The 26,045-nt window shown below is 47.7% G+C and carries 18 protein-coding genes and 1 tRNA gene; 16 read left to right on the top strand and 3 right to left on the bottom strand.

All coding sequences use genetic code 11. The features are described from left to right. The first annotated feature begins 223 nt into the window (after positions 1-223). The 7 genes from sufA to OI69_RS14225 all read left to right on the top strand — a co-directional run bounded on the left by sufA (position 224) and on the right by OI69_RS14225 (position 7,414). Complete coding sequence (sufA, locus tag OI69_RS14255) at positions 224-595, top strand: Fe-S cluster assembly scaffold SufA (RefSeq protein ID WP_039351732.1); 372 nt, start codon at positions 224-226, stop codon at positions 593-595. 13 nt (positions 596-608) lie between these two features. Then, a complete protein-coding gene (gene sufB, locus OI69_RS14250; RefSeq protein WP_039351730.1) occupies positions 609-2,108 on the top strand; it encodes a Fe-S cluster assembly protein SufB in 1,500 nt (499 codons plus the stop codon). Positions 2,109-2,205: 97 nt separating this feature from the next. Then, positions 2,206-2,952, top strand: coding sequence for a Fe-S cluster assembly ATPase SufC (gene sufC, locus OI69_RS14245; protein ID WP_039351728.1), 747 nt, complete (start codon positions 2,206-2,208; stop codon positions 2,950-2,952). Beyond that, positions 2,927-4,273: a Fe-S cluster assembly protein SufD gene (gene sufD / locus OI69_RS14240; RefSeq protein WP_039351726.1), complete on the top strand. Its 1,347-nt coding sequence runs from the start codon at positions 2,927-2,929 to the stop codon at positions 4,271-4,273. The genes sufC and sufD overlap by 26 nt, the downstream gene beginning before the upstream one ends. Next, positions 4,273-5,496, top strand: coding sequence for a cysteine desulfurase SufS (gene sufS, locus OI69_RS14235; protein ID WP_039351724.1), 1,224 nt, complete (start codon positions 4,273-4,275; stop codon positions 5,494-5,496). Before sufD ends, sufS begins: the two co-directional genes overlap by 1 nt. Positions 5,497-5,528: 32 nt before the next feature. Further along, complete coding sequence (gene sufE / locus OI69_RS14230; RefSeq protein ID WP_039351722.1) at positions 5,529-5,945, top strand: cysteine desulfuration protein SufE; 417 nt, start codon at positions 5,529-5,531, stop codon at positions 5,943-5,945. A gap of 446 nt (positions 5,946-6,391) precedes the next feature. After that, positions 6,392-7,414, top strand: coding sequence for a L,D-transpeptidase family protein (locus OI69_RS14225; protein WP_039351719.1), 1,023 nt, complete (start codon positions 6,392-6,394; stop codon positions 7,412-7,414). Positions 7,415-7,593: 179 nt separating this feature from the next. Here OI69_RS14225 and OI69_RS14220 read toward each other — a convergent pair whose 3' ends face one another. Then, complete coding sequence (locus OI69_RS14220; protein WP_005970385.1) at positions 7,594-7,830, bottom strand: major outer membrane lipoprotein; 237 nt, start codon at positions 7,828-7,830, stop codon at positions 7,594-7,596. Between the two features lie 313 nt (positions 7,831-8,143). Then, entirely contained in the window at positions 8,144-9,556 is a 1,413-nt protein-coding gene (pykF, locus tag OI69_RS14215; RefSeq protein ID WP_039351718.1) for a pyruvate kinase PykF, read from the bottom strand. A gap of 643 nt (positions 9,557-10,199) precedes the next feature. Here pykF and licT point away from each other — a divergent pair. The 8 genes from licT (at position 10,200) to OI69_RS14175 (ending at position 22,962) form a co-directional block, all read left to right on the top strand. Further along, on the top strand, positions 10,200-11,063 hold the full coding sequence (gene licT / locus OI69_RS14210) for a BglG family transcription antiterminator LicT (protein WP_039351716.1): 864 nt from the start codon (positions 10,200-10,202) through the stop codon (positions 11,061-11,063). A gap of 311 nt (positions 11,064-11,374) precedes the next feature. Next, positions 11,375-13,261 carry a PTS beta-glucoside transporter subunit IIABC gene (gene bglF, locus OI69_RS14205; protein WP_039351714.1) on the top strand — a complete coding sequence of 629 codons (1,887 nt, stop codon included), beginning with the start codon at positions 11,375-11,377 and terminating at the stop codon, positions 13,259-13,261. Positions 13,262-13,296: 35 nt separating this feature from the next. Beyond that, complete coding sequence (locus tag OI69_RS14200; RefSeq protein ID WP_039351712.1) at positions 13,297-14,697, top strand: glycoside hydrolase family 1 protein; 1,401 nt, start codon at positions 13,297-13,299, stop codon at positions 14,695-14,697. Positions 14,698-14,791: 94 nt separating this feature from the next. Beyond that, the gene (locus OI69_RS14195; RefSeq protein WP_052198385.1) at positions 14,792-16,330 is read left to right on the top strand and encodes a carboxylesterase/lipase family protein; all 1,539 of its coding nucleotides are present in this window, start codon (positions 14,792-14,794) and stop codon (positions 16,328-16,330) included. A gap of 360 nt (positions 16,331-16,690) precedes the next feature. Then, on the top strand, positions 16,691-18,325 hold the full coding sequence (locus OI69_RS14190) for a carbohydrate porin (protein WP_407668774.1): 1,635 nt from the start codon (positions 16,691-16,693) through the stop codon (positions 18,323-18,325). 126 nt (positions 18,326-18,451) lie between these two features. Then, complete coding sequence (locus OI69_RS14185) at positions 18,452-20,146, top strand: sulfatase family protein (protein ID WP_039351708.1); 1,695 nt, start codon at positions 18,452-18,454, stop codon at positions 20,144-20,146. A gap of 363 nt (positions 20,147-20,509) precedes the next feature. After that, complete coding sequence (locus OI69_RS14180; protein ID WP_039351706.1) at positions 20,510-21,745, top strand: anaerobic sulfatase maturase; 1,236 nt, start codon at positions 20,510-20,512, stop codon at positions 21,743-21,745. A 38-nt stretch (positions 21,746-21,783) separates the two neighbouring features. Then, entirely contained in the window at positions 21,784-22,962 is a 1,179-nt protein-coding gene (locus OI69_RS14175; protein WP_039351705.1) for an alpha/beta hydrolase-fold protein, read from the top strand. 320 nt (positions 22,963-23,282) lie between these two features. Here OI69_RS14175 and OI69_RS14170 read toward each other — a convergent pair. Then, positions 23,283-23,359: transfer RNA gene (locus OI69_RS14170), tRNA-Val, on the bottom strand. 487 nt (positions 23,360-23,846) lie between these two features. On the opposite strand from OI69_RS14170, the gene katG reads away from it, so the two are divergent. Then, on the top strand, positions 23,847-26,021 hold the full coding sequence (gene katG, locus OI69_RS14165) for a catalase/peroxidase HPI (RefSeq protein WP_039351703.1): 2,175 nt from the start codon (positions 23,847-23,849) through the stop codon (positions 26,019-26,021). The last annotated feature ends 24 nt before the right edge of the window (positions 26,022-26,045 follow it).

Genomic DNA, 26,045 nt, shown 5'->3' with positions numbered 1-26,045 from the left:
GAATCGAACTAATGAGGTAAATTCTTTTATTATCATATAATTGCATGATTTGTTGCGACGTTGTTTGCAGCGTTAGAGAGGTGTAAAATGACGCTATGGGCTCGCTAAAAAACCGAATGTTACGAATAGCCCTGCGAAACAAGAGGTTGAAGCTAGTTTCATTATCACTAACATTAGGGGAAACCAGCCTAAAACTGGTAACACACGCAATGAGGTATTCCATATGCAAGCGGAAAATGTAGGGACGTTTTCACTGGATGAAAATGTCTGGCAAGGACTGACGCTGACAGACAGCGCCGTGAAGCAGATTAAGAATCTGGCGAAGCAGAATGAGGCCGTGCAAGGACTGCGGCTTAGTGTGAAACAATCTGGCTGTGCGGGGTTCGGCTATGTGCTGGATCTGGTACAGGAATTCGAAACCGACGATCTGGTTTTCGAACGTGATGGCGCAAAACTGTATGTCCCACTGAAAGCAATGCCTTTCATTGACGGCACAGAACTTGATTTCGTCCGTGAAGGGCTGAATCAGATATTCAAGTTTAATAATCCCAGAGCGCAACATGCTTGTGGATGTGGCGAAAGCTTTGGCATTTAAGTGATGAAAAATTATGGCACGTAGCACGGTAGATGTACCTGATGATGTCCAGATCTGGATGGGTGATGGACGCTATAAAGAAGGTTTCTTCACGCAGTTGGAAACCGATGAACTGGCGCACGGCATTAATGAAGGTGTCGTGCGGGCGATCTCGGCGAAGCGTAACGAACCTGAATGGATGCTGGAATTCCGTCTCAATGCCTACAAAGCGTGGCTGGAGATGGAAGAACCACATTGGCTGAAAGCCCATTACGAGAAACTCGACTATCAGGATTATAGCTATTATTCCGCGCCGTCCTGCGGTAACTGCGATGATAGCTGCGGCTCTGAGCCAGGCGCCAAGCAGCAATCCGGCATTACGGACGTGAATAATTACCTGACCAGCGAAGTAGAGAATGCGTTTAATCAGTTAGGCGTTCCTGTGCGTGAAGGCCAGAAAGTGGCGGTCGATGCGATTTTCGACTCGGTATCGGTTGCCACCACGTATCGGCATGAACTGGCGGAAAAAGGCATTATCTTCTGTTCATTCAGCGAGGCGATTCAGGAACATCCCGATCTGGTGCGTCAGTATCTCGGCACGGTCGTACCGGCGAACGATAACTTCTTTGCGGCGCTGAATTCGGCGGTCGCGTCTGACGGCACGTTTGTCTACATCCCGAAAGGCGTGCGCTGCCCGATGGAACTGTCGACCTATTTCCGTATCAACGCAGCGAAAACCGGTCAGTTCGAGCGTACGATCCTGATCGCTGATGACGACAGCTATGTCAGCTATATCGAAGGCTGCTCCGCGCCAGTGCGTGACACCTACCAACTGCATGCCGCGGTGGTGGAAGTCATCATCAACAAAAATGCGGAAGTGAAATATTCCACGGTGCAGAACTGGTTCTCCGGTAAAGATGACGCGGAAGGCGGGATCCTCAACTTTGTGACCAAACGGGCGCTGTGTGCCGGCGAGCATTCGAAGATGTCGTGGACGCAGTCAGAAACCGGCTCCGCGATCACCTGGAAATACCCAAGCGTTATTCTGCGCGGTGATTACTCCGTTGGTGAATTTTTCTCGGTTGCCTTGACCAACGGTCGCCAGCAGGCCGATACCGGCACCAAGATGATTCACATCGGTAAGAACACCCGTTCGACCATCATTTCTAAAGGTATTTCCGCCGGACGCAGTGAGAACACCTACCGTGGTCTGGTGAAGATCATGCCGAGCGCGACCAACGCCCGTAACTTCACCCAGTGTGACTCCATGCTGATCGGTAGCGAGTGTGGCGCGCATACTTTCCCGTACGTGGAAGTGCGCAACAATACCGCGCAGTTGGAACATGAAGCGACGACCTCGAAAATTGGCGAAGACCAACTGTTCTACTGCCTGCAACGCGGGATCAGTGAAGATGACGCCATCTCGATGATCGTGAACGGATTCTGTAAAGACGTCTTCTCTGAATTGCCGCTGGAATTTGCGGTAGAAGCACAAAAGTTACTGGCGATTAGCCTGGAACACAGCGTGGGTTAATTCGGCGGTTACCGGGATTTTCACAGACGAATAATGAGAATCATCGGTCCCGGAATTCATTAAGCGCTCACCACATTGAGCGTTGGAAGGAATAAGCATGTTAAGCATCGAAAATTTAAAAGTCAGCGTAGAAGGCAAAGCGATCATCAAAGGGCTTAATCTCACGATTAAACCCGGTGAAGTTCACGCGATTATGGGGCCGAACGGATCAGGTAAAAGTACCCTCTCCGCGACGCTGGCTGGACGTGAAGAATATGAAATCACCGACGGTTCGGTGACGTTCAAAGGAAAAGATCTGCTGGAGTTGTCTCCAGAAGATCGTGCGGGAGAAGGCGTCTTCATGGCGTTTCAGTATCCGGTAGAGATCCCTGGCGTCAGCAACCAGTTCTTCCTGCAAACCTCTGTTAACGCGGTGCGTAAATACCGCGAGCAGGAACCGCTGGATCGCTTTGATTTCGCCGACTTCATCGAAGAGAAAATCAAGCTGTTGAATATGCCGGAAGATTTGCTGACCCGTTCGGTCAACGTGGGCTTCTCCGGCGGCGAGAAAAAGCGTAACGATATTCTGCAAATGGCGGCGCTGGAGCCGGATCTGTGCATTCTGGATGAAACCGACTCCGGTCTGGATATCGATGCGCTGAAGATCGTCTCCAACGGCGTAAACTCTCTGCGCGACGGTAAACGCTCGTTCATCATCGTCACACACTACCAGCGTATTCTGGATTACATCAAACCGGATCACGTTCACGTTCTGTATCAAGGGCGCATTGTGAAATCGGGGGATTTCTCGCTGGTGAAACAGTTGGAGGAGCAAGGCTATGGCTGGCTTACCGACGAGCAATAAGGTGACGAACAATAACGTGGCGGGTAAAACCAGCGTCGCACAGAAGCAGGAACAGGCGTTGCAGCAATGGCATAGCCTGTTTGAGCGTGATGCGTCACGCCGTTCTGAAGATGCAAACCAACACTGGCAGGACGTGATACGCCTTGGCTTACCGCACCGTAAGCATGAGCACTGGAAATACACGCCGCTGGATGGCTTGCTGAGCAACGCATTTGTCGCCCCGCAGGCACAGTCTATCGATCGTGCGACGGTGGATGCATTGGCCTTGCCAGTGGATAGCTGGCGTCTGGTGTTTGTCGATGGCGTGTTTAACGCTGAACTCAGCGACAGCGCTTGGGGGCCTTATCAGGTTGATGTACAGGCATCGCGTGCGCATGGCGTGCTGCCCGCTGCCATTCAGTCTGAAGTGTTCCTGCATCTGACCGAAAGTTTGGCCAGCGAAAGTACGCTGATTCGTCTGGCTGCCGGGCAGCAGGCGGAAAAACCGCTTTATCTGCTGCATATCAACAGCAGCCAGGCGTCGGCCTTGAACACCGTTCATCATCGTCATCATCTAAACGTTGAGCGTGGCGCGAGTGCGGAAATTATCGAGCATTATGTCAGCCTGAATGAACATGCCCACTTCACTGGCGCGCGCCTGACGGTAAATGCGGCGGAAAATAGCCAGGTTAGCCACTATAAGCTGGCGTTTGAAGCGGCGGCGAGCTACCACTTTGCGCATAACGATCTGGTATTAGCACGCGATGCGCGCGTTTGCAGCCATAGCTTCCTGCTGGGTGCGGGGTTGACGCGCCATAACACCAGCGGTCAGTTGAACGGCGAAGGCACCAATCTGTCCATGAACAGCCTGATTCTGCCTGTCGGCAGTGAAGTGTGCGATACGCGAACGTATCTGGAGCATAATCAGGGCTATGGCGAAAGCCGCCAGTTGCATAAAGTCATCGTCAATGATCGTGCCAAAGCGGTATTTAACGGCATGATCAAGGTTGCGCCGCATGCGCTGAAAACCGACGGTCAGATGACCAACAACAACCTGCTGCTGGGCCGTCTGGCTGAGGTCGACACCAAGCCACAGCTTGAAATCTATGCGGATGATGTGAAGTGCAGCCACGGTGCCACTATTGGCCGTATGGATGAAGAGCAACTGTTCTATCTGCGCTCTCGCGGGATTACGCAGCAGGATGCGCAGCAGATGATCATCTTCGCTTTTGCGGCGGAGGTCACAGAAGCGATTGAAAACGAGTCTCTGCGAGATGTGGTTCTGCAACGTATCGCGCAGCGTTTGCCAAATGCGCTGGCGAATGCCGGCAAGGCGGTATGATGAGTTATCCCATTGAGCGGGTTAGAGCCGATTTTCCGGTGCTGGCAAGTGAGGTTAACGGTCAGCCGTTAGCCTATCTTGATAGCGCGGCGAGTGCGCAAAAGCCGCATTCGGTTATCAATCGCGAAGCAGAATTCTATCGTCATGAATATGCCGCGGTGCATCGCGGCATTCATACGCTGAGCGCACAGGCGACCAGCGCGATGGAAGCCGTGCGTGAAAAGGTAGCCTCCTTTATCAATGCCGCGTCGGTAGAAGAGATCGTCTTTGTACGCGGGACGACGGAAGCCATCAATCTGGTGGCTAACAGCTATGGCCGTACCTTCATCCAGCCGGGCGATAACCTGATTATCACCGAGATGGAACATCACGCGAATATTGTTCCCTGGCAGATGCTGGCACAAGCGCGTGGCGTTGAGGTGCGTGTATTGCCGCTAGCCGACGATGGCACGCTGGATGTTGCGCAGCTTCCCACCCTGCTGGATGAGCGTACTCGCCTGCTGGCAGTGACGCAGGTATCCAACGTGCTGGGTACATTGAACCCGGTGAAGGCCATGATTGCACAGGCAAAAGCGGCGGGCGCGGTGGTATTGGTCGATGGTGCGCAGTCGATTATGCACCAACCTGTTGATGTACAGGATCTGGACTGCGATTTCTTTGTCTTCTCAGGACATAAGATTTATGGCCCGTCCGGTATCGGTGTGCTGTATGGCAAGCGCGATCTGCTTCAGGCCATGCCGCCGTGGGAAGGCGGCGGGGCGATGATTCGTCAGGTTAGCCTGCGTACGGGCACCACCTATGCTGATTCACCGTGGCGCTTTGAAGCGGGTTCGCCCAATACGGGCGGTATCATGGGCTTAGGTGCCGCGTTGGACTATATGACCGCGCTGGGACGTGAAGACATTCAACGTTATGAATCCTCGCTGATGCAGTACGCGCTGGAAGCGTTAACGCAGGTGCCTGACCTGACGTTGTACGGCCCCGCTGAGCGTCACGGCGTTATTGCATTTAATCTTGGGCAGCACCACGCCTATGATGTCGGAAGTTTCCTCGATCGGTACGGTATTGCGATTCGCACCGGCCACCACTGCGCGATGCCGCTGATGGAACACTATGGTGTTCCCAGTATGTGCCGCGCCTCGCTGGCCGTTTATACTACACGCGAAGAAATTGACCGGCTGGTTGCCGGATTGCAACGTATCCATCGATTACTGGGCAGTTAAGCGCCGCGCGCGTACTGTTCGGGGAGGAAAACATGGCGAGTCTGCCAGAACCGCAGAAACTGGCGCGCAATTTTGCGCGTTGTAATGATTGGGAAGAAAAGTATCTCTATATCATTGAGTTAGGTGAACGTCTTGATCCGCTGCCGGATGAGTGGCGCAATTCGGATAACCTGATTGCCGGGTGCCAGAGTCAGGTTTGGATTGTGGCGCAGCCTGATGAGCAGGGCATTATCGTCCTGCACGGCGATAGCGATGCCGCGATTGTGAAGGGGCTGATTGCGGTGGTTTTCAGCCTGTATCACGGGCTGACAGCGCGGGAGATTGTTGAGCTGGATGTGCGGCCATTCTTTGAATCGCTGGCGTTGAATCAACACTTGACGCCATCCCGCTCTCAGGGGCTTGAGGCGATGCTGCGTGCGATTCGTGCACATGCTGCGGCATTGATCTAATTTTTCTGGTTCTTCTGCATGTAAGGCGCTGTGACGAAAATAACGTCCAGTGCCTTTTTGTTTATCGATGTTTACCTGCGGTACAGTATTGTATTTCCTTTCATTTATTAACTCGCTGATATTTCAGAATTCATCCCGTATATTTATTTCCCGTTAAATTTTATGCTGACTCTGCTTTGTAAAGAATTGAATATCAATAGATTGATTTTTAAATAAAATATTCTTTTGTTACAACAATGCTAATATATACCCACGTTCGGTGGAAAAGGGCAGCAATAACCGTATTAACACGAGAAATCCCCTGAATAACTCAGGTTGCCGCGAAGCGAAGACATCGCCAGCTTGAAGCATGACGGGTAAACAGGGTATAGCCGAATACGGCATTCTGGGTATAGACCGGATGTTGTTGATAATTAATATGTTAGACGTGATGTAGGGATCCTAATATGAAACGCGCGTTAACTTTACTTGGTATGGCCTTTGCGACATATCTGGCAAGCACAGCCGCCAAAGCGACGGAATATCCGTTACCGCCACCCAATAGCCGCCTTATCGGCGAAAATATCGCTTACACGGTCCCCAATGATGGTCGTCCACTGGAAGCTATCGCTGCGGATTTCAAGATTGGCCTATTGGGCATGATGGAAGCGAATCCTGGCGTGGATCCTTATCTGCCGACTGCGGGTTCTACACTCACGGTCCCGACACAAATGCTACTGCCGGACACCCCGCGTGAAGGCATAGTGGTCAATCTGGCGGAACTACGTCTCTATTACTACCCGAAAGGGAAGAACACTGTCATCGTTTACCCGATTGGCATCGGTCAACTGGGACGTACTACGCCGCTGATGACGACCAGCATTAGTGAGAAACGTGAGAATCCGACCTGGACGCCAACGGCGAATATTCGTAAGCATTATCTCGAAGAGCAGGGCATTAAACTGCCCGCAGTGGTTCCGGCTGGTCCAGATAATCCGATGGGGCTACACGCCCTGCGCCTGTCAGCACACGGTGGCGTTTACCTGCTGCATGGTACAAACGCGAATTTTGGTATCGGTATGCGCGTAAGTTCCGGCTGCATTCGTCTGCGCGCTGATGACATCAAGGCGTTGTTTGACCAGGCGCCCGTCGGTACACGAGTGCAGATCGTTAACGATGCGATTAAAACCTCCGTTGAACCGGACGGCAAACGCTACGTTGAAGTGCATCAGCCGTTGTCGAAGACCGATAAGGACGATCCACAGACGATGAAGATTCCGCTGTCGGCGAAGACGCAAAAGTTTGTTAAGGATGCGGAGACGGACAGTAAAGCCGTTGCTGATGCGATTGTGCGCCGTTCCGGCATGCCGATTGTGGTTAGCGTAGGGCAAGATATTAATACCTACCAGCCCCCTGGAGAATCAGCGCCAGAAACGCCTGATACGCATCAGACTGCGCCGATTACCGCTATCAGTACCACCGCTCGTTAATGACGAAATAAACCGTTCAGATGCGTCTAGGCGCATCTGTGCTGGCTCAGAGGTGAAGGGCTGAGTGGAATAGGGTTCGGCAGCGTGGAAAACGGATTGAAAGGAAAGCAGAGCAAGCAAAATGAAGGCAAAAAAAATGGCGCACAATGTGCGCCATTTTCACTACTTAACCAGTTCGATTACTTTTTGTAAGTACGAACTTGGTTGTCCAGACGCTGGTTAGCACGAGCTGCGTCGTCTTTAGCAGCTTGTACGTCAGAGCGGATTGCGTTCACGTCGTTGCTCAGTTGGTCAACTTTAGCGTTCAGAGTCTGAACGTCAGAAGACAGTTGATCGATCTTAGCATTGCTGGAACAACCTGCCAGCAGAGTAGAACCCAGAATTACCGCGCCCAGTACCAGTTTAGTACGATTCATTATTAATACCCTCTAGATTGAGTTAATCTCCATGTAGCGTTACAAGTATTACACAAACTTTTTTCTAATGAGAATAAATTTTTGATGAGAACATGCTTAATTTTGATCGTTCGCTCAAAGAAACAGCGAGTTTTACCTATTCATTAAAAAAGTAAGGAAAACAGCGCTATTTTTATCGGATAACTCCGAGGCTTTAGACTATTAAAACGGCGTGTTACGCAATCGCATTAATTAGGTTATCGCACTGTAGAAAGTCGTTTCAGAATATAAAAAAAGCGCCATAAAGGCGCTTTTATCGATCTGATGTTTGGGATCAGAGGCGATGTACGGAAGCGGTATTGGTGGTGCCGCTGGAAACCAGTGCGCCAGAGACCATAACAACAACATCGCCAGCTTGCGCGTGACCGGTGTTCAGCGCGGCTTCTTTACCAATGCGGTAGAAATCATCGGTAGAGGCGATTTCCTTCACCAGCAGCGTGTCAATCCCTTTGCTCAGCAGCAGTTGACGCGCGGTGACGTCGTTGGTTGTCAGCGCCAGAATGCGGGCATTCGGGAAATATTTACGAATAGATTTAGCAGACTTACCGCCGTTGGTTGCAACGACAATCAGTGGTGCATTCAGATTTTCTGCGGTTTCTACTGCACCACGGCAGACGGCTTCAGTGATACGCAGTATGCCTGGTGTTTTGATGGTATCTAAACGGCTTTTCATCACAGAATCAGTACGCTGACAAATCGTTGCCATAATGGTAACGGACTCCAGCGGATATTTACCTTTCGCACTTTCACCAGACAGCATCACGGCATCGGTGCCGTCGATGATGGCGTTAGCGACATCGCCTGCTTCAGCGCGGGTAGGGCGTGGGTTTTTGATCATGGAATCCAGCATTTGTGTGGCGGTGATCACCACTTTGCGTGCCTTATTACATTTTTCGATCATCATCTTCTGCGCGAAGATCACTTCTTCAACCGGAATCTCAACGCCCAGATCGCCACGGGCAACCATGATACCGTCAGAGGCTTCCAGAATTTCGTCGAAGTTGTTCAGGCCTTCCTGATTTTCGATCTTGGAGATAATCTGAATGTGTTCGCCGCCGTGTGCTTTCAGGTGAGCGCGGATTTCTTCAACGTCAGAACGTTTACGAATAAAGGATGCCGCAACGAAATCGACGCCTTGTTCGCAACCAAAAATCAGGTCGCGTTTGTCTTTTTCGGCCAGAGCCGGTAACTGGATGGAAACGCCTGGCAGGTTAACGCCTTTGTTCTCGCCCAGATCGCCATTGTTCAGCACTTTACAAACGACATCGTTGCCGTTGATTGCAGTAACCTGCATGCCGATCAAGCCGTCATCAACCAGAACGGTGTTACCTACGCTGAGGTCTTCAGTAAATCCGGCGTAGGTTACGGCGACGCGATCCTTGTTACCTACGATGCCTTGATCGGTTGTGAACGTGAACGTTTGACCCGCAGTCAGCGTTACGTCGGCACCGTTTTCCAGCTTCATGGTGCGGATTTCTGGGCCTTTGGTATCAAGCAGGATAGCGGCTTTTTTACCGGTTTTTTCCATAACGGCACGCAGGTTCTTAATGCGTTGACCGTGTTCTGCGTAATCCCCGTGAGAGAAATTCAGGCGCATGACATTCATGCCAGCAGACAGCAGGTTGCCCAGCATTTCTTCTGACTCTGTTTTTGGCCCGATGGTACAAACAATTTTTGTCTTTTTCATACGATAGTTTCTACAAGTTGTGATGGATAAAAAACGGGTTATCCAGTGGCGAGGCGAGCCCCTGGAAAGAAGGTATGAGGACACAGTATAAAAGAGGTAAGTATAGATGATCGTAACGAATGGATGATGAAGTGCGTAACCGCTCGCCGCATGAGGTTAGCGGAATTCGCGTGGATGATGCCGTTGATAATAATGTTATTGATAGTGGCACGTTGCTTAGCTGAAACCATTCAATTGAAACGACGTTCCGTATTATAGTTATTAAGCGACGAGAAACAAGAAGGTAAAAGGTAGGAAATGGAATATTTTGTCGTGTTTACGCAAAAAACTGAGCGATTTGGTGTTTTTACCTAACTTTGTTGCGCAACTGCCTAAGAAATCCACTGCATGAATACGTATGATGATTACGGCTAACGCAGGCAGGTGGTTGATTCTTGTAACGGCTGACAATAAATAAAGAAAATATGTGTAATCAGCACGTATTTCTATCGATCCGTATCACGTTTTTGTGTCATTCTTCTTGAGAAGATGAATGCAGATGGTAGGTTATCTACCATTACGGATTGTTACTGCGCAAGCAGGCAAAACCAGATTCTCGTTCTTGTTACGGGTGTCTGGTTTTTTTGTTTCCAGGGTTTGAAAAATGAAGATTGCCAAAATACTCAACAATAATGTCGTTACCGTAATCGACGAAAACAATAATGAGTCGGTTGTGATGGGGCGTGGGTTAGGCTTCAAAAAGCATTCTGGCGATCTGTTGGATGAAACACTGATTGAACGTGTGTTTGTCATGAAGTCCGGAGAGTTGACATCACGCTTACAGGAGCTGCTGTCAGAAATCCCGATGGATGTCATCACGACGGCAGACAAGATTATTCTGCTGGCAAAAGATCGTTTGCCGGGGAAATTGCAAAACAGCGTCTATATCTCCCTAACGGATCACTGCCACTTTGCGATAGAGCGTCACAAGCAAGGGGTGGATATCCGTAATGTGCTGTTATGGGAAATAAAACGCCTGTATCCAAAAGAGTTCGCTGTCGGTCTGGAAGCGCTGGATATTATTGCGCAGCGTTTGGCTGTGCGGCTACCGGAGGATGAAGCTGGGTTTATTGCTCTGCATTTGGTGAATGCGCAACTTGACAGCGAAATGCCAGAAATATTGCAAATTACCAAAATCATGCAGGAAATACTGAATATTGTAAAATATCAGTTGAATCTGGATTATAACGAGCAGGCATTGAGCTATCATCGCTTTGTGACGCATTTGAAATTTTTTTCTCAGCGGCTAATCGGGAAAAATACCGTATTTAGTGATGATGAATCACTGCATGATGTCGTGAAAGAAAGATATCAACTGTCTTATCGCTGTGCGGAAAAAATACAGGCACATATTATTCAAAAGTATCATTACACGTTAACGAAAGAAGAGTTGATGTTTTTAACCATCCATATTGAGCGCGTGCGAACGGAGGGGCAGGAAAAAGAAGAGCCAGGAGATGGCGAATAATGTTGTTAATTTGCTTTTCATCACAAAATAGCAACGTCGTAAGGTAAATATGTTGCGTATGATGAAAGTGGAAACATAGAATATGTGGAAAGTGAACTGTCAGATGAAGTAGTTATTTATTGTCGGTGCGAAAAATTGCACTGACAAACAAGCAGGATTGTTACTGTCAGGCTGGTCTCGGCGGGCAGGCAAAACCTAAATCGTTTTCTCAATGTTTATTGGGAAAAGCGATTTAGGTTTTTTTTTGTCTCAACAGAACTGGCAATCTTAACTTACTGATATTTAAGTCTGTTTAGCATTAAGGATAGACGATGGAATACAAAGCATTAGCAAATGAGATACTCGATGGTGTCGGTGGACGTGGCAACATCATTAGCGTGATACACTGCGCCACTCGATTACGTTTTAAATTAAAAGATAACAAAAAAGCGGATGCCGCTGCGCTGAAGAATAACAGCGGCGTAATCATGGTCGTTGAAAGTGGTGGGCAATTTCAGGTCGTGGTGGGCAATCACGTCGGTAACGTTTATCAGGACTTGCTCAATGTTTCCGGCATGAGTGAGAACGCGACGACTGAAAATCAGGATAGTGGTGAAAAGGAAAATATACTTTCCCGCTTAATTGATATTGTTGCAGGTATATTTACTCCACTCATGGGCGTTATGGCCGCTTCCGGGATATTGAAGGGTTTTTTAGCGCTTAGTCTTGCCTGTGGATGGATGGTGGATAGCAGCGGTGTCTATAAATTGCTATTTTCCGCTAGTGACGGGTTGTTTTATTTCTTTCCGATTATTCTTGGGTATACCGCCGGGAAAAAATTTGGCGGTAATGCATTTGTCACGATGGCGATTGGCGGCGCATTAGTCCATCCCACGATGATAGCCGAATTTAATGCCATGTCAGCGGCGAATTATCAGCCATTACATTTTTTCGGTATTCCCATTACCTTTATTAATTATTCGTCGTCGGTTATTCCTATTATTTTTGCAGCATGGGTTTCATGCCGCCTGGAAACGCCGCTGAACAAAATCCTACATGCCAATATCCGCAACTTTTTCACACCTGCATTATGTTTGCTCATCACGGTTCCGCTGACGTTTTTAGCGATTGGCCCGGTAACGACCTGGCTGAGTCATCAGTTGGCTGCTGGCTATCAGGTCATGTATAGCGCCAACCAAACTCTTGCCGGCGGCTTCATGGGAGGGCTATGGCAGGTGTTTGTGATGTTTGGCCTTCATTGGGGTTTTGTTCCACTCATGATCAACAACTTCAGCGCACTGGGTCACGATACGCTGATTGCGGTGCTGACGCCGGCGGTGTTTGCACAAGCTGGGGCGGCGCTAGGCGTATTCCTGCGTACTCGTGACGCTAAGTTAAAAGGTATCGCTGGCTCGGCGTTCCCTGCGGCGATATTCGGTATCACCGAACCGGCGATTTACGGTGTAAACCTGCCCCAACGTCGCCCGTTTATCTTTGGCTGCATCGGTGGGGCGCTGGGCGGTGGGGTTGCTGGCTTCTTCGGCGCGACACAATACTCTTTCGGTTTGCCTAGCGTTTTCGCATTCACGCAAATGATCCCATCAACGGGTATGGATAGCAGCGTGTGGGGCGCCATCATTGGTACGGCCATTTCGTTTTTCTTCTCTGCACTGGCCAGTTATCTGTTCGGGCTTAAAAAAGAGCCAGTGAAAGAAACCGCTCCGAGCGAAGCGGTACAGGAACAAAAACCGGTCGCCTTAGTTCGCCAGCAAGCCATTGTTAGCCCCATCGCCGGTGAAATTCTGCCACTTGAGCAGGTTGGCGATGAAACGTTTGCCAGTGGATTAATGGGCAAAGGGATCGCGATTAAGCCATCGGCTGGGCGTGTTGTTTCCCCTGTCAATGGAACGGTTGCCTCATTGTTCAAAACTCATCATGCCATTGGCCTCGAATCGGAAGAGGGCGCAGAGGTACTGATTCACGTTGGTATCGACACGGTAAAATTGGATGGTCAGTATTTCACTGCTCATATTAAGACGGGCGATGTCGTGAAGCAGGGCGATCTTCTGGTGGAGTTTGACTATCAGGCGATCGAGAAAGCGGGTTATGACACGACGACGCCCGTCATAATCACAAATAGTGAAGATTACGTTGATGTTTTGCCTACAACTGGCAACACCGTACAGGAACAAGGCGCGCTGTTGACGCTAATTCGCTGAAATTGAAATTTACGACCCAATTGGGAGGAGAAAAAATGAGCCATCAGTTTCCAAAAACATTCTTGTGGGGCGGCGCAGTTGCTGCTAATCAGGTCGAAGGTGCGTACTTAACGGACGGCAAAGGGTTATCCACGTCTGATTTACAACCTCAGGGTATTTTTGGTGAAGTTGCCATGCGCACGCCGGGCGACAGCGGCATTAAAGACACGGCGATCGATTTTTATCATCGCTATCCCGAAGATATCGCACTCTTTGCTGAAATGGGATTCAAATGCCTGAGAACCTCGATTGCCTGGACGCGCATTTTCCCGCAAGGCGATGAAACCCAGCCAAACGAGGCCGGGCTGGCCTTTTACGATCGCCTGTTTGATGAAATGGCGAAATATGGCATTCAGCCTCTTGTGACGTTGTCACATTATGAGATGCCATACGGTTTGGTGAAAAACTACGGTGGTTGGGGAAGCCGTGAAACCATCGGATTCTTTGAACGCTACGCCCGTACGGTATTCCAACGCTACAAAGATAAAGTGAAATACTGGCTGACGTTTAACGAAATTAACTGCGCATTGCATGCGCCATTTACGGGTATTGGTTTGCCGACGGGGAATGACAGCAGCAAACAGGATATCTATCAAGCCATTCACCATCAGTTGGTTGCCAGTGCTAAAGCGGTAAAAGCCTGCCATGAAATCATCCCAGATGCCAAAGTGGGCAATATGATGCTGGGTTCTATGTTCTATCCATTGACCTGCAAGCCTGCGGATGTCATGGAAACGATGCAGCAGAATCGCGACTGGCTGTTCTTTGGCGATGTACAAACCCGAGGATATTACCCGGCATACATGAAGCGTTTCTTTGCACAGCACGGCATTACGCTGACGGTCACGGAAGACGATCGTCAATCGCTGAAAGAAACTGTCGATTTCATCTCTTTCAGTTATTACATGACAGGCTGTGTCACCACCGATGAAGAAGTGAACCTGAAAGCGCGTGGCAATATTTTGAATATGGTGCCGAATCCGCATTTAGAAAGTTCCGAATGGGGCTGGCAGATCGATCCTGAAGGGCTGCGGTATTTGCTGAACTACTTATATGACCGTTACCAAAAACCGCTGTTCATTGTGGAAAATGGCTTGGGTGCCAAAGATAAACTGGAAAGCGATGGCAGCATTAACGATGACTATCGCATCAAATACCTGAACGATCATCTGTATCAAGTGGGTGAAGCGTTGGAGGACGGTGTTGACGTGATGGGGTACACCTGCTGGGGACCGATCGATCTGGTCAGTGCCTCAAAAGCTGAAATGTCGAAACGCTACGGCTTCATTTATGTCGATCGTGATGATGAAGGGAATGGCACTTTAGAACGCCGGCGTAAGAAAAGTTTCTACTGGTACAAAGAGGTGATTTCCTCTAACGGAGCGTCGTTGAAATAAATCATCGTATTGATGAGTCATTTACGCATTCATTCTTAGAACAACCCATTCTGGAATGAATGCGCTATAAGCGAATCAACAGGAGGTAGAACGAATGTTTAAATATATGTTGCCTATCCTGATAACGGTAATCTCTCTTAGCGCATTTGCAGTTGAGCCAACCGTGCGTATCAACGATGGGGAACTGCGTGGTAGCACGGACGGCGGGATCATATCGTTTAAAGGTATCCCCTACGCTAAACCCCCGGTGGGTGCGCTGCGTTGGCATGCACCTCAGCCAACGGCATCATGGCAGGGGATAAAGGAGGCAACAAAATTTGCTGCAAGCTGTATGCAACCTCAGCTCCCAGCGAATATCGTCATACCGTGGACGGCGGAGTATCTTGCCAACGGGCCTTTTAGCGAAGACTGCCTGTATTTAAATGTCTGGACTCCAACGATAAAATCTGACGCTCGGCTGCCAGTCGTCGTCTGGGTACATGGTGGCGGATTTTCTCAAGGATCGGGGAACGTCCCCATCTATCATGGACAGCACTTGGCTAAACGAGACGTCGTTGTTGTCACTATCAACTATCGACTTGGCGTGTTTGGCTTCCTTGCGCACCCTATGCTCAATGCCGAAAAAGATGGTTCTGGCCAGTTTGGGATGATGGATCAGGTTGCGGCTCTGAAATGGGTCAATAAAAATATTGAGAAATTTGGTGGGGACCCGACTCAGGTTACGATTGCTGGCCAATCGGCTGGTGCGATAGCTATTCATCACTTACTCACTGCGCCGTCTGCTAACGGATTGTATGCTCGGGCGATTGCTGAAAGTACGGCGTGGTCTTTAACAAAACTGGTCCCGCTTGATAACGCTAACCAGCTTGGTGAAAAAGTGGCTAACCTGACCGGCGCGCACACCCTTAAAGAACTGAGAGCGTTAACCGCAGAACGCCTGCTCGATATTCATAATGCGAATGAACTTGGTAAAGAAGCGCGTTTTTTCCCGGTAGATAATGGTGATTTCATTCCGGCAGGTAGCGCGCAAAACACCCGCGTTCCCGTATTGTTGGGCGCTAATTACGATGAAGCCAGCGCATTTAGCCCTGTCTGGAACCTCACAACCCGTGATGAATACAAAAAATACCTGACGACACGCTTCACCCAATCTGCTGCTGATTTTGAAAAAATGTATCCGGTCAAATCTGATAGCGATGTCCCGTCCACTATACGTCGGTTGTTAGCTGATGCTTCTCTGATCGGCATTCTCAACTGGGCTGATGGAAGAGGCAAAGAGGCGGCACCGGCTTATGGTTATCGCTTCACGCATACAGAGCCTGGTCCGTTGGCAGAGCGATTCCAGTCATTCCACAGTGCTGAAATACCCTATGTTTTCGGAACGCTGGATGTCGGTAACAGGCCTTTTACCTCGGTTGATAGGCAACTATCTCATACCGTACAACGTTACTGGGTAAACTTTATTAGAACAGGTAATCCAAATGGCCCAGGTCTGGCTGACTGGCCCATGTTGAAGAATGAGCAATTTATGGAATTGAACGATAAACCTGTATCCAAGCCGTTACTTTCTGATGAGCAAAAAAATAAATTTCGCCAATGGCTGAAAGACGGTGGCTCAGTGTATTTGTTCTAATAAAAAATGACAGTGTAGATGGGGCAAATTACTCAGGCACGTCAGGTCGTGAATAAGAAGATAAAATCATTGCTGATAAATGATGTCTACTCCTTGTTCTATTTATGGTTAAGGTGATTTTTAATATATCTAGTGGTTTATTAATGGCGATGTCGTGTTGTTCTTTGGAGTGTACATCGCCATTTTCATTCATCATGGGGAAATACAGGAGAAAAAATGAAACTGGAGGGGATTGAGTAAACATATAAATCATATAAACGTTCATTCCGATTTTACACGATTTATGTAAATAGACGGGCTTTCGGCTAGCGTCGAAAGAATGCTGTTTTCAATTTAAAAATTTACCCTACTCGGATAATAATTATGCGTAAAAAATTTCCTGTAAAAACGATAGTGTTACTGATGTCGTCTGTATTTTTTTCTCATAGTGCTATTGCTGCTACATTAACAGTAGAAGAGCGCCTGGCTTTACTAGAGAAAGAACTGGCTGACAATAAGAAAGAGTTACAGTCAACGAGGAATGAACTCAAACAATACAAAATGGTTTTTGACGATCGTCAGAGAACAGAAGCAAAGACGAAAACGGCATTGACGGGAAAAGAAAGTATTAGCGTTATAACGACTCCTCAGCCTAAAAACGTCGCTTCCAATGGACAGAATAACATGTCCACAGGGGATTCTGCGGCTGCACCTCAACGGCAAGAACTGACCTTAAACGAATTAGCAAAATACGTTAAAGATGATATCGGATTTACCTATTCTGGATATTTACGCTCAGGCTGGGCGACGGGAACGAATGGTTCACCAAAATCCTATGCAATTGGTTCGTTGGGGCGTTTTGGTAATGAGCATACCAGTTGGTTCGATCTGCTGCTGAAGCAACGCGTTTATAATCAAGATGGAAAAACAGCACACGCGATCGTTAAATTAGATGGTAATGTTGGACAATCCTATTCAGCGGGTTGGTTTGGCGACGATAGTACCAATGAAAATAAATTACAATATTCAGATATTTATTTAACGACAAAAGGGTTCCTGCCATTTGCACCAGAAGCTGATTTCTGGGTAGGGAAACATGCACTACCGGTATATGAAATACAAATGCTGGATTGGAAAAGCATTCGTACAGATTCCGCTGCAGGTGTTGGTATTGAAAATATGAATGCTGGGGTGGGTAAAATTGATGTCTCTCTGACTCGCGAGGATCTGAATGTTTACTCGCGAGATCTGACAGATAAAACGCAAATGAATACCAACTCAATCGATTTACGCTACAAAGGTATTCCTCTGTGGGATGGCGCTTCGCTGTCGGTGATGGGTAAATATGCGATGGCAAACAAGAACGATACGCAGAAGGATAATGAAGCCAATCAGACGTATTACAAACTTAAGGATGCATGGCTGGCTGCGGCTATTTTACGGCAGAATTTAAACCGCGGTGGGTTTAATGAATTTACTGTTCAGGCGGCAAATAACTCATTTGCCAGCAGTTTCTCTCGCTATTCTGGCGTAAGCCCATTTATGGGGTACAATGGTTATTATTATGGCGATCATACCAATGGCACCGCGATACGATTGATTTCGCAAGGTGAAATGTACCTGAGCGACAATGTGATTGTTGGTAATGCTTTGGTTTATTCGAAAGGTAATGATGTTTATAGCTATGAAACTGGTGCGCACAGTGACTATGAAAGTTTCCGTACTGTAGTTAGACCTGCTTATATTTGGGATAAATACAATCAAACCGGAGTTGAGTTAGGCTGGTTTACACAAACCAATAAAAACCAAAATGGTGTTGACTACAAGGAATCAGCCTATAAAACAACGCTATATCATGCGTTAAAAGTTGATACCAGCCTGTTTAATTCTCGTCCTGAAATTCGTCTGTATGGGACGTATTTAAAGCTGTTGGATAACGAAATATCAAAATATACTTTCTCAGACAGTAAGAAAGATCAATTCACGGTCGGGGTTCAGGCTGAAGTGTGGTGGTAATTTAATCGCGCCCTTTACCACTCAGATGAGTGGTAAAGGGATGCCTACACCATAAACTGGTCTGATAATATTTAGAACCATTCTATCAGATTTTTTAGTTATTTTCTGGGATGTAAGGAGTTTTTTATGAACATGTTTGCGCGTAGCACAATCGCATTATGTTGTATGCAAGCGTTCAGCAGCCCTTTATTAGCAGCCGAAATCTCCCAACCTAATCAGGCTGGTAATAATACAACGGCTCTGCAACCCAATATTGTCTATATTTTATTAGATGATCAGCGGTATGACGCATTTGGTTTTATCAATAAAAGAATCCAAACGCCGCATATGGATGAAATTGCCAAGAATGGCACCTGGTTTAAAAATGCCTTCGTCACCACTTCATTGTGTTCACCAAGCCGTGCCAGCATTTTGACAGGAATGTACGTGCATAATCATGGTGTGGCTGACAATAACCCGACAGATTTGTCCCGTTTACATTATTTCCCTGAGAAATTAAAAGAGAGTGGTTACCAAACGGGCTTTTTTGGTAAATGGCATTTTGGCGGTGCAGATCATACGGCTAAAGCCGGGTTCGCAGGTTTTGATCGCTGGGTTGGATTATTAGGACAAGGAGATTATTACCCGATAAATATGTTTGGTGAACAGGCGAAACTTAATATTGATGGGAAAATGGTCCCACAGAAAGGGTATATTACCGATGAGCTAACCGACTATGCAGTTAACTGGTTAGACGGCCTTGATAAGAAGAAACCTTTCATGATGTATCTGTCACATAAAGGTGTTCATTCAGATTTTTATCCGGCGATCAGACATAAAGGTTCGATGGATAAAGTGACTTTCCCATTACCTGATACCTATGCAGATACGCTGGAAAATTATGAAGGCAAACCGATGTGGGTTAAAAACCAGCGTAACAGTTGGCACGGCGTGGATTATCCCTACAATAAAAAAATGGATATGCAGCAATTTCAGCGTGACTACTATGAAACCCTGCGTTCCGTTGATGATAGTGTTGGCCGAGTACAGGAATGGCTGAAGAAAAATGGGCTGGATAAAAACACTATAGTGATGGTGATGGGGGACAACGGTTTTTCATTCGGTGAGCATGGGTTGATCGATAAACGGACGGCATATGAAAGCTCAATGCGTGTTCCACTTATCGCTTCCGGTCCTGGTTTTGGCAAAGGTGAGATTGTTGAAGATTTAGTTGCGAATATCGATATTGCGCCAACATTCTTAGAGGCCGCAGGCGTTGAAAAACCGCAGAATTATGATGGTAGCAGCTTCCTGAACCTGAAAGCAGATAAAGAAAAACAGGCAAAACGTAAAGACTACTTTGCCTATGAATACTTCTGGGAATATGACTTTCCTTATACCCCAACCATGTTTGCCATCCGCACCCCTGAATATAAATATATCCAGTACTACGGCGTATGGGATAAGGAAGAGCTGTATGATATGAAGAAAGATCCAGATGAAAAGCACAATTTGATTGATTCAAAAGACAACGCTCTGGTTGAAACGAAAATTGCGCTACGTAAAAAGCTGTATATGGAACTGAAAGATCAGCAAGGCCGTAATATTATCCCTTACAACGCGAGAACCAAAGAGGGCCAGGTATTCCGTTACGAAGGCGATGGTAAGAAAATGGCAGACTTTCCAAGCGAGTGGTTGCGTGGGGATAATCCTCGTGACAAGTATTCGGGTATCATCCCCGAAACAGTCAACAAAGATGCTGATGGCGAAAAAGTCTTTTCCTCCTTTGAAAAGGCTGATCAGATGGTCAAAGAGTTAATGAATAAAAAAGCAGAGCAGTAATCGGTAAATAAAAGTGTTATTGCGATAAACGACCGCAGGAAAAGATAATATATTAAACCCATGTTGAAGCATGGATTTTTTTGATGTGCATATCGCTAGAATACGTTTTTTCCTGTAAATGGATGTCGGTCACAATTTTATGGTGAAGGCATTGAGAAAATAGCAATATATGATATTTTTCTATTATTGGATTGTAACTACGTAAAGTAGGCAAAACCAGAGACGAACCTTGTTCATATGATGACTTGGGCGTTTCTGGTTTTTTTTTGAGAATTATAAATTTTTAGCAATGTTGATGGTGTTAGCGGGAGCGTTGTGCCATCCATGAAAGTGTACTGAGCAAGCAAAGAGAGCAGTGGGGTGATGATGAAAAACATAGATAATTTTCAGTTAATGGCAAAACCATCAGGTTCTGTTTGTAACATTGATTGCTCATACTGTTTCTATCTTGAAAAAGAGCATCTTTACCCTGAACGTAAAAGCCATTGGAAAATGAATGGTGTGACATTGGAAAATTATGTCAAGAAAAATATTACTCAGCAGAGTGGTGATGTGATTGATTTTCCCTGGCAGGGAGGAGAACCCACCCTGTTGGGCATTGATTTTTTTAAAGAGGCAATCCGCCTACAAAATATTTATAAAGGCAATAAGTCGATCAATAATTTTTTCCAAACAAACGGTACGAATATCGATGATGACTGGGCTGTTTTCCTGAAGGAAAATAATTTTCTGGTTGGACTCTCGATCGATGGCGATCGCATCAGTAATGATACTTATCGTCTTACTCGCTCTGGTAAGAGTACGTTTGATGCCGTAATGAAAGGCCTGAATGCCTTAACGCGTCACAAGGTTGAATTTAATACGCTCACGGTAGTCAATGCGGAAAATGTAAAAAGGCCAATAGATGTCTATAAGTTCCTGAAACGGATTGGTAGCCGCTATATGCAGTTTATTCCGCTGGTTGAGCGTCGAGCCAGTCAACCCGATGCCAATGGTTTAACCTTGATACAGCCTGATTTTTCGGGTCAATGTGCCGTGACAGAGTGGTCAGTGCCGGCGAAAAGCTATGGCAGATTTCTGAATACGATCTTTGACTATTGGATCCAAAATGATATTGGGTCTGTTTTCGTGATGAATTTTGAACAAACCTTAACAAAAATGACGGGCAGACCGAGTGCGTGTGTCATTAATGAGGTGTGTGGCAGTAATCTGATTGTAGAATCAAATGGCGATGTGTATTCCTGCGACCATTTTGTTTACCCAGAAAATAAGCTGGGAAATATGAATAATGATGATTTGAGTGCATTGGTTAACTCGAATCAAAATCTCTCTTTTGGTATGAATAAACTGAATGGAATTAGTAAAGATTGCCTAGGTTGCTCCGTTCGTCCTGTCTGTAATGGTGGGTGCCCAAAACACCGCTTCAACCTCTCTTCCGATGGGCGTCCCAATAAAAATCATTTATGTGATGGTTTCGCTTTGCATTTAAATCATGCTATTCCCATCATGCAGGATATTTTAATTCACCTGAGGAATGATCAGAATCCTAAAAAGATCAAAAAAATCATCAGAGACAAACATTTCAGATTCAAATATTAATATGCTCATATGAGCTGACAAAATGAGGTTATTAGACAATGAAAGTAGGTTATTTAGCATGCTTGATTTCGGGCGCATTGATGTGCACCTCGATGAATGTTTCTGCATTACCTGCCGATTTTCCGGTTATGCCTGCGGCAACCGTCCCTGTGAGCCAGTATGTCACGGCGGTGAATGACGATAGCAGCATCACTTTCCGCCTGTTTGCGCCAACCGCGAAACAGGTCAGTGTTTTTACCGGTTCGACACCCGATAGCATCGTATCCCATGCGATGACAAAAGATGAATCTGGTGTATGGGCCTTCAAAACGTCAGCGCTGGCACCGAACCTGTATGAATATTTTTTCAGCGTGGATGGCTTTCGCACCATCGATACCGGCACGGCGTTTACCAAACCGCAGCGTCAGGTGAATACCAGCCTGATTCTGGTGCCGGGGAGTATTCTGGATGTGCGTCAGGTCCCACACGGTGAGGTGAGAACGCTGACTTATCACTCGAAAGAATTGAAAGCAGAGCGTCAGGTGTATGTCTGGACGCCGCCGGGCTATAGCGCATCGTCAAAACCATTGCCAGTGCTGTACTTCTATCATGGCTTTGGCGACACGGGGGCGTCGGCTGTCGTGCAGGGGCGTATACCGCAGATGATGGATAACCTGCTGGCGGAGAAGAAGATTGAGCCGATGCTGGTCGTCATTCCTGATACGGAAACCGATGCTCCCGGCATTATCCCGGAAGACTATCCACCACAGGAACGCCGCAAAGTGTTCTATCCGCGTAATGCCTTGGCAGCAGACAGAGAGCTTATTTATGACATTATCCCCGAGATCGGCAAACGCTTTAACGTCCGTCAGGATGCGAACGGCAGGGCGCTGGCGGGATTGTCTCAGGGCGGCTATCAGGCACTGGTATCCGGCATGAGCCATTTGGATCATTTCGGCTGGCTGGCCACGTTTAGCGGCGTCACAACGGTAACGGTGCCAAATACAGCCGTCGCTGCACAGCTTGAGCGGCCTGAGCAGATTAATCAGCAACTGAAGAATTTCACGGTGGTGATTGGCGAAACAGATAACATCACGGGTAAGGATATCGCAGGTCTGAAAACCAAGCTGGAGCAGAAAAATATCCGGTTTGACTACCGCCATTATCCGAATCTTGGCCATGAAATGGATGTCTGGCGACCGGCCTACAGCGAATTTGTTCAGAAGCTGTTTAAATAGCGTCTTCATGTGCGGGCAGAGTCGTTGCATGCCCGCTTCACGATGAGGAGGGCTGTCTCTGTCTGGTATTGATCTAGCTAGAGCAGAAAGTACCATTATCATCGCTCCTGATTAGCATCAGAGCTGGATTTTGGTTCTCGGTGGTATTGCATAACAGTAACAATCTGGAACCGAAGTCATACGCATTCAAATGGACTTAAACATGTACTTAAAGTCATCGGATTTGAGTGGATTTCGATAGATTTTACTGGAATAGGGGAAGATGAATTTCTTCTTTTCAGCGTGTTATAGACATCAATATACGTCTATAGAACATGAATTGGTACGACCGAGTGGACTCGAACCACCGACCCCCACCATGTCAAGGTGGTGCTCTAACCAACTGAGCTACGGTCGTACAGTAGATAACATCTTAATCAGTAACATTTTGATTAAAATGCTTTTCTTCATTCCTGCGTTTGGAATGGGCGCTATTATGGACGGCTCAGACGTTGGTGGCAAGCGCTTTGTTTATCGTCCTCTTCCAAGTGTTGAATGTTTAGCCATATCTGTACATTGACGTTAAATCATCCCGTCAAAGTATCGGCGATAAACCGCATACCCATCGACATGTCAAGGCGCGTTCGGTTAATGATAACAAATCGTATTATCGGAAAAATTATTGATGCAGATAGGAAAAATGTGCGATTGAACTGCTTTTCATCAGGTTAAGCTATCGCAGAAGTTAGCATATACAATTATAAATTATAGGGAGACTCTGGCACTGTCTTGTATCAAGAAGAGGGGATTGGTGAAGGCTCCGTTGTCACATGACGAGGCCAGCGGAGAGCACACCTGCCGTCTTACACAATGATTAAGGCAATGCAACATACTGGGAGAGAACGATGGACGATAATAAAACGAAAACACCCGGCAAGTGTCCGGTTATGCATGGCGGAAATACTTCTACTGGCTCATCAAATACCGACTGGTGGCCAAATGCCCTCAACCTCGACATTCTGCATCAGCACGATACCAAGACCAACCCATTTGGCAGTGATTTTAGCTACCGTGATGCCCTCAAAACCCTTGATGTCGATGCCCTCAAGAAAGACCTGCATGCACTCATGACCGATAGCCAGGAGTGGTGGCCAGCAGACTGGGGTCACTACGGCGGTCTGATGATTCGTATGGCCTGGCATTCGGCGGGTTCTTACCGTATGGCTGATGGTCGCGGCGGCGGCGGAACGGGTAACCAGCGTTTTGCACCGCTTAACTCCTGGCCGGATAACGCTAGCCTCGACAAAGCGCGTCGTTTGCTGTGGCCAATCAAGAAAAAATACGGCAACAAACTCAGTTGGGCAGACCTGATTATTCTGGCAGGTAACATCGCTTACGAATCTATGGGGCTGAAAACGTTCGGCTTCGCCTTTGGTCGTGAGGACATCTGGCATCCGGAAAAAGACACTTACTGGGGCTCGGAAAAAGAGTGGTTAGCGAAGAGCACAGGACGTTATGGCAGCGACGATCGTACCTCGCTGGAAAATCCGCTGGCTGCCGTACAGATGGGGTTGATTTACGTTAACCCGGAAGGTGTCGATGGTCATCCCGATCCGTTGCGTACCGCCCAGGATATGCGCGTGACGTTCTCCCGTATGGCAATGAATGATGAAGAAACCGTTGCTCTGACCGCAGGTGGACACACGGTGGGCAAAACCCACGGCAATGGTGATGCCAGTCTATTGGGGGCTGCGCCAGAAAGTGCAGATGTTGAAGAGCAAGGTCTGGGGTGGCATAACCCGACGGGCTCGGGGAAAGGCCGTCATACCGTCACCAGCGGGCTGGAAGGTGCCTGGACAACGCATCCAACGCAATGGGACAACGGCTTCTTCCACATGTTATTGAATCATGAGTGGGAGCTGAGAAAGAGTCCGGCTGGTGCCTCGCAGTGGGAGCCGGTCAGTATTAAAGAAGAAGATAAGCCAGTCGATGTTGAAGACCCGTCTATTCGTTACAACCCGATGATGACCGACGCTGATATGGCGCTAAAAATGGATCCGGAATATCGCAAGATTTCCGAACGCTTCTATCAGGATCAGGCCTACTTCTCCGACGTATTTGCCCGAGCATGGTTTAAATTGACGCACCGTGATATGGGGCCTAAAACACGCTATATCGGTCCAGATGTGCCGCAGGAAGATTTACTATGGCAGGATCCGGTGCCAGCGGGTCGTACCGATTATGATGTTGATGTTGTCAAAGCGCGTATTGCGGAAAGTAGCCTTTCCATCAGTGAGCTGGTCGCAACTGCCTGGGACAGTGCCCGTACGTTCCGTGGTTCCGATATGCGTGGTGGCGCGAACGGCGCGCGTATCCGCCTGGCTCCGCAGAAAGATTGGGTCGGCAACGAGCCTGAGCGTCTGGCGCGCGTATTAGTCGTTCTGGAAAGTATTGCTGCCGCAACGGGAGCCAGCGTGGCGGATACCATTGTGCTGGCAGGTAATGTGGGGATAGAGAAAGCGGCAAAAGCGGCTGGTGTACAGGTAACCGTACCTTTTGCGCCGGGGCGTGGAGATACCACGGATGCCCTGACGGATGCGGAGTCTTTTGACGTCCTCGAACCCATTCATGATGGCTATCGCAACTGGTTGAAGCAGGATTATGCCGTTAGTGTGGAAGAGCTGATGCTTGATCGCACGCAATTGATGGGGCTGACCGCGCATGAAATGACGGTGTTGGTTGGAGGCCTGCGTGTGTTGGGAACCAACTACGGTGGTACAAAACACGGCGTATTTACCGATCGTGAAGGGGCGCTGACGAATGACTTTTTCGTGAACCTGACTGACATGAAATACACCTGGAAGCCTTACCGTAAAGATCTGTATGAAATCCGTGACCGTAAAACGGGTGAAGTCAAATGGACGGCGACGCGTTTGGATCTGGTCTTTGGTTCCAACTCCATTTTGCGTTCCTATGCCGAAATTTACGCTCAAGATGATAACAAAGAGAAGTTTGTGAATGACTTTGTTGCTGCGTGGGTGAAAGTGATGAATGCAGATCGCTTCGATCTGGCAAAATAAGGTGCAACTTCTCCCCGCGTTGGC

This window comes from Pectobacterium fontis, assembly GCF_000803215.1.
Taxonomy (GTDB): domain Bacteria; phylum Pseudomonadota; class Gammaproteobacteria; order Enterobacterales; family Enterobacteriaceae; genus Pectobacterium; species Pectobacterium fontis.
This window is presented reverse-complemented; position numbering and strand designations above follow the sequence as displayed.

Bases quoted from the DNA above. Each gene is read 5' to 3' on its own strand.
- sufA (WP_039351732.1), top strand. From the start codon at position 224: ATGCAAGCGGAAAATGTAGGGACGTTTTCACTGGATGAAAATGTCTGG.
- sufB (WP_039351730.1), top strand. From the start codon at position 609: ATGGCACGTAGCACGGTAGATGTACCTGATGATGTCCAGATCTGGATG.
- sufC (WP_039351728.1), top strand. From the start codon at position 2,206: ATGTTAAGCATCGAAAATTTAAAAGTCAGCGTAGAAGGCAAAGCGATC.
- sufD (WP_039351726.1), top strand. From the start codon at position 2,927: ATGGCTGGCTTACCGACGAGCAATAAGGTGACGAACAATAACGTGGCG.
- sufS (WP_039351724.1), top strand. From the start codon at position 4,273: ATGAGTTATCCCATTGAGCGGGTTAGAGCCGATTTTCCGGTGCTGGCA.
- sufE (WP_039351722.1), top strand. From the start codon at position 5,529: ATGGCGAGTCTGCCAGAACCGCAGAAACTGGCGCGCAATTTTGCGCGT.
- OI69_RS14225 (WP_039351719.1), top strand. From the start codon at position 6,392: ATGAAACGCGCGTTAACTTTACTTGGTATGGCCTTTGCGACATATCTG.
- OI69_RS14220 (WP_005970385.1), bottom strand. From the start codon at position 7,830: ATGAATCGTACTAAACTGGTACTGGGCGCGGTAATTCTGGGTTCTACT.
- pykF (WP_039351718.1), bottom strand. From the start codon at position 9,556: ATGAAAAAGACAAAAATTGTTTGTACCATCGGGCCAAAAACAGAGTCA.
- licT (WP_039351716.1), top strand. From the start codon at position 10,200: ATGAAGATTGCCAAAATACTCAACAATAATGTCGTTACCGTAATCGAC.
- bglF (WP_039351714.1), top strand. From the start codon at position 11,375: ATGGAATACAAAGCATTAGCAAATGAGATACTCGATGGTGTCGGTGGA.
- OI69_RS14200 (WP_039351712.1), top strand. From the start codon at position 13,297: ATGAGCCATCAGTTTCCAAAAACATTCTTGTGGGGCGGCGCAGTTGCT.
- OI69_RS14195 (WP_052198385.1), top strand. From the start codon at position 14,792: ATGTTTAAATATATGTTGCCTATCCTGATAACGGTAATCTCTCTTAGC.
- OI69_RS14185 (WP_039351708.1), top strand. From the start codon at position 18,452: ATGAACATGTTTGCGCGTAGCACAATCGCATTATGTTGTATGCAAGCG.
- OI69_RS14180 (WP_039351706.1), top strand. From the start codon at position 20,510: ATGATGAAAAACATAGATAATTTTCAGTTAATGGCAAAACCATCAGGT.
- OI69_RS14175 (WP_039351705.1), top strand. From the start codon at position 21,784: ATGAAAGTAGGTTATTTAGCATGCTTGATTTCGGGCGCATTGATGTGC.
- katG (WP_039351703.1), top strand. From the start codon at position 23,847: ATGGACGATAATAAAACGAAAACACCCGGCAAGTGTCCGGTTATGCAT.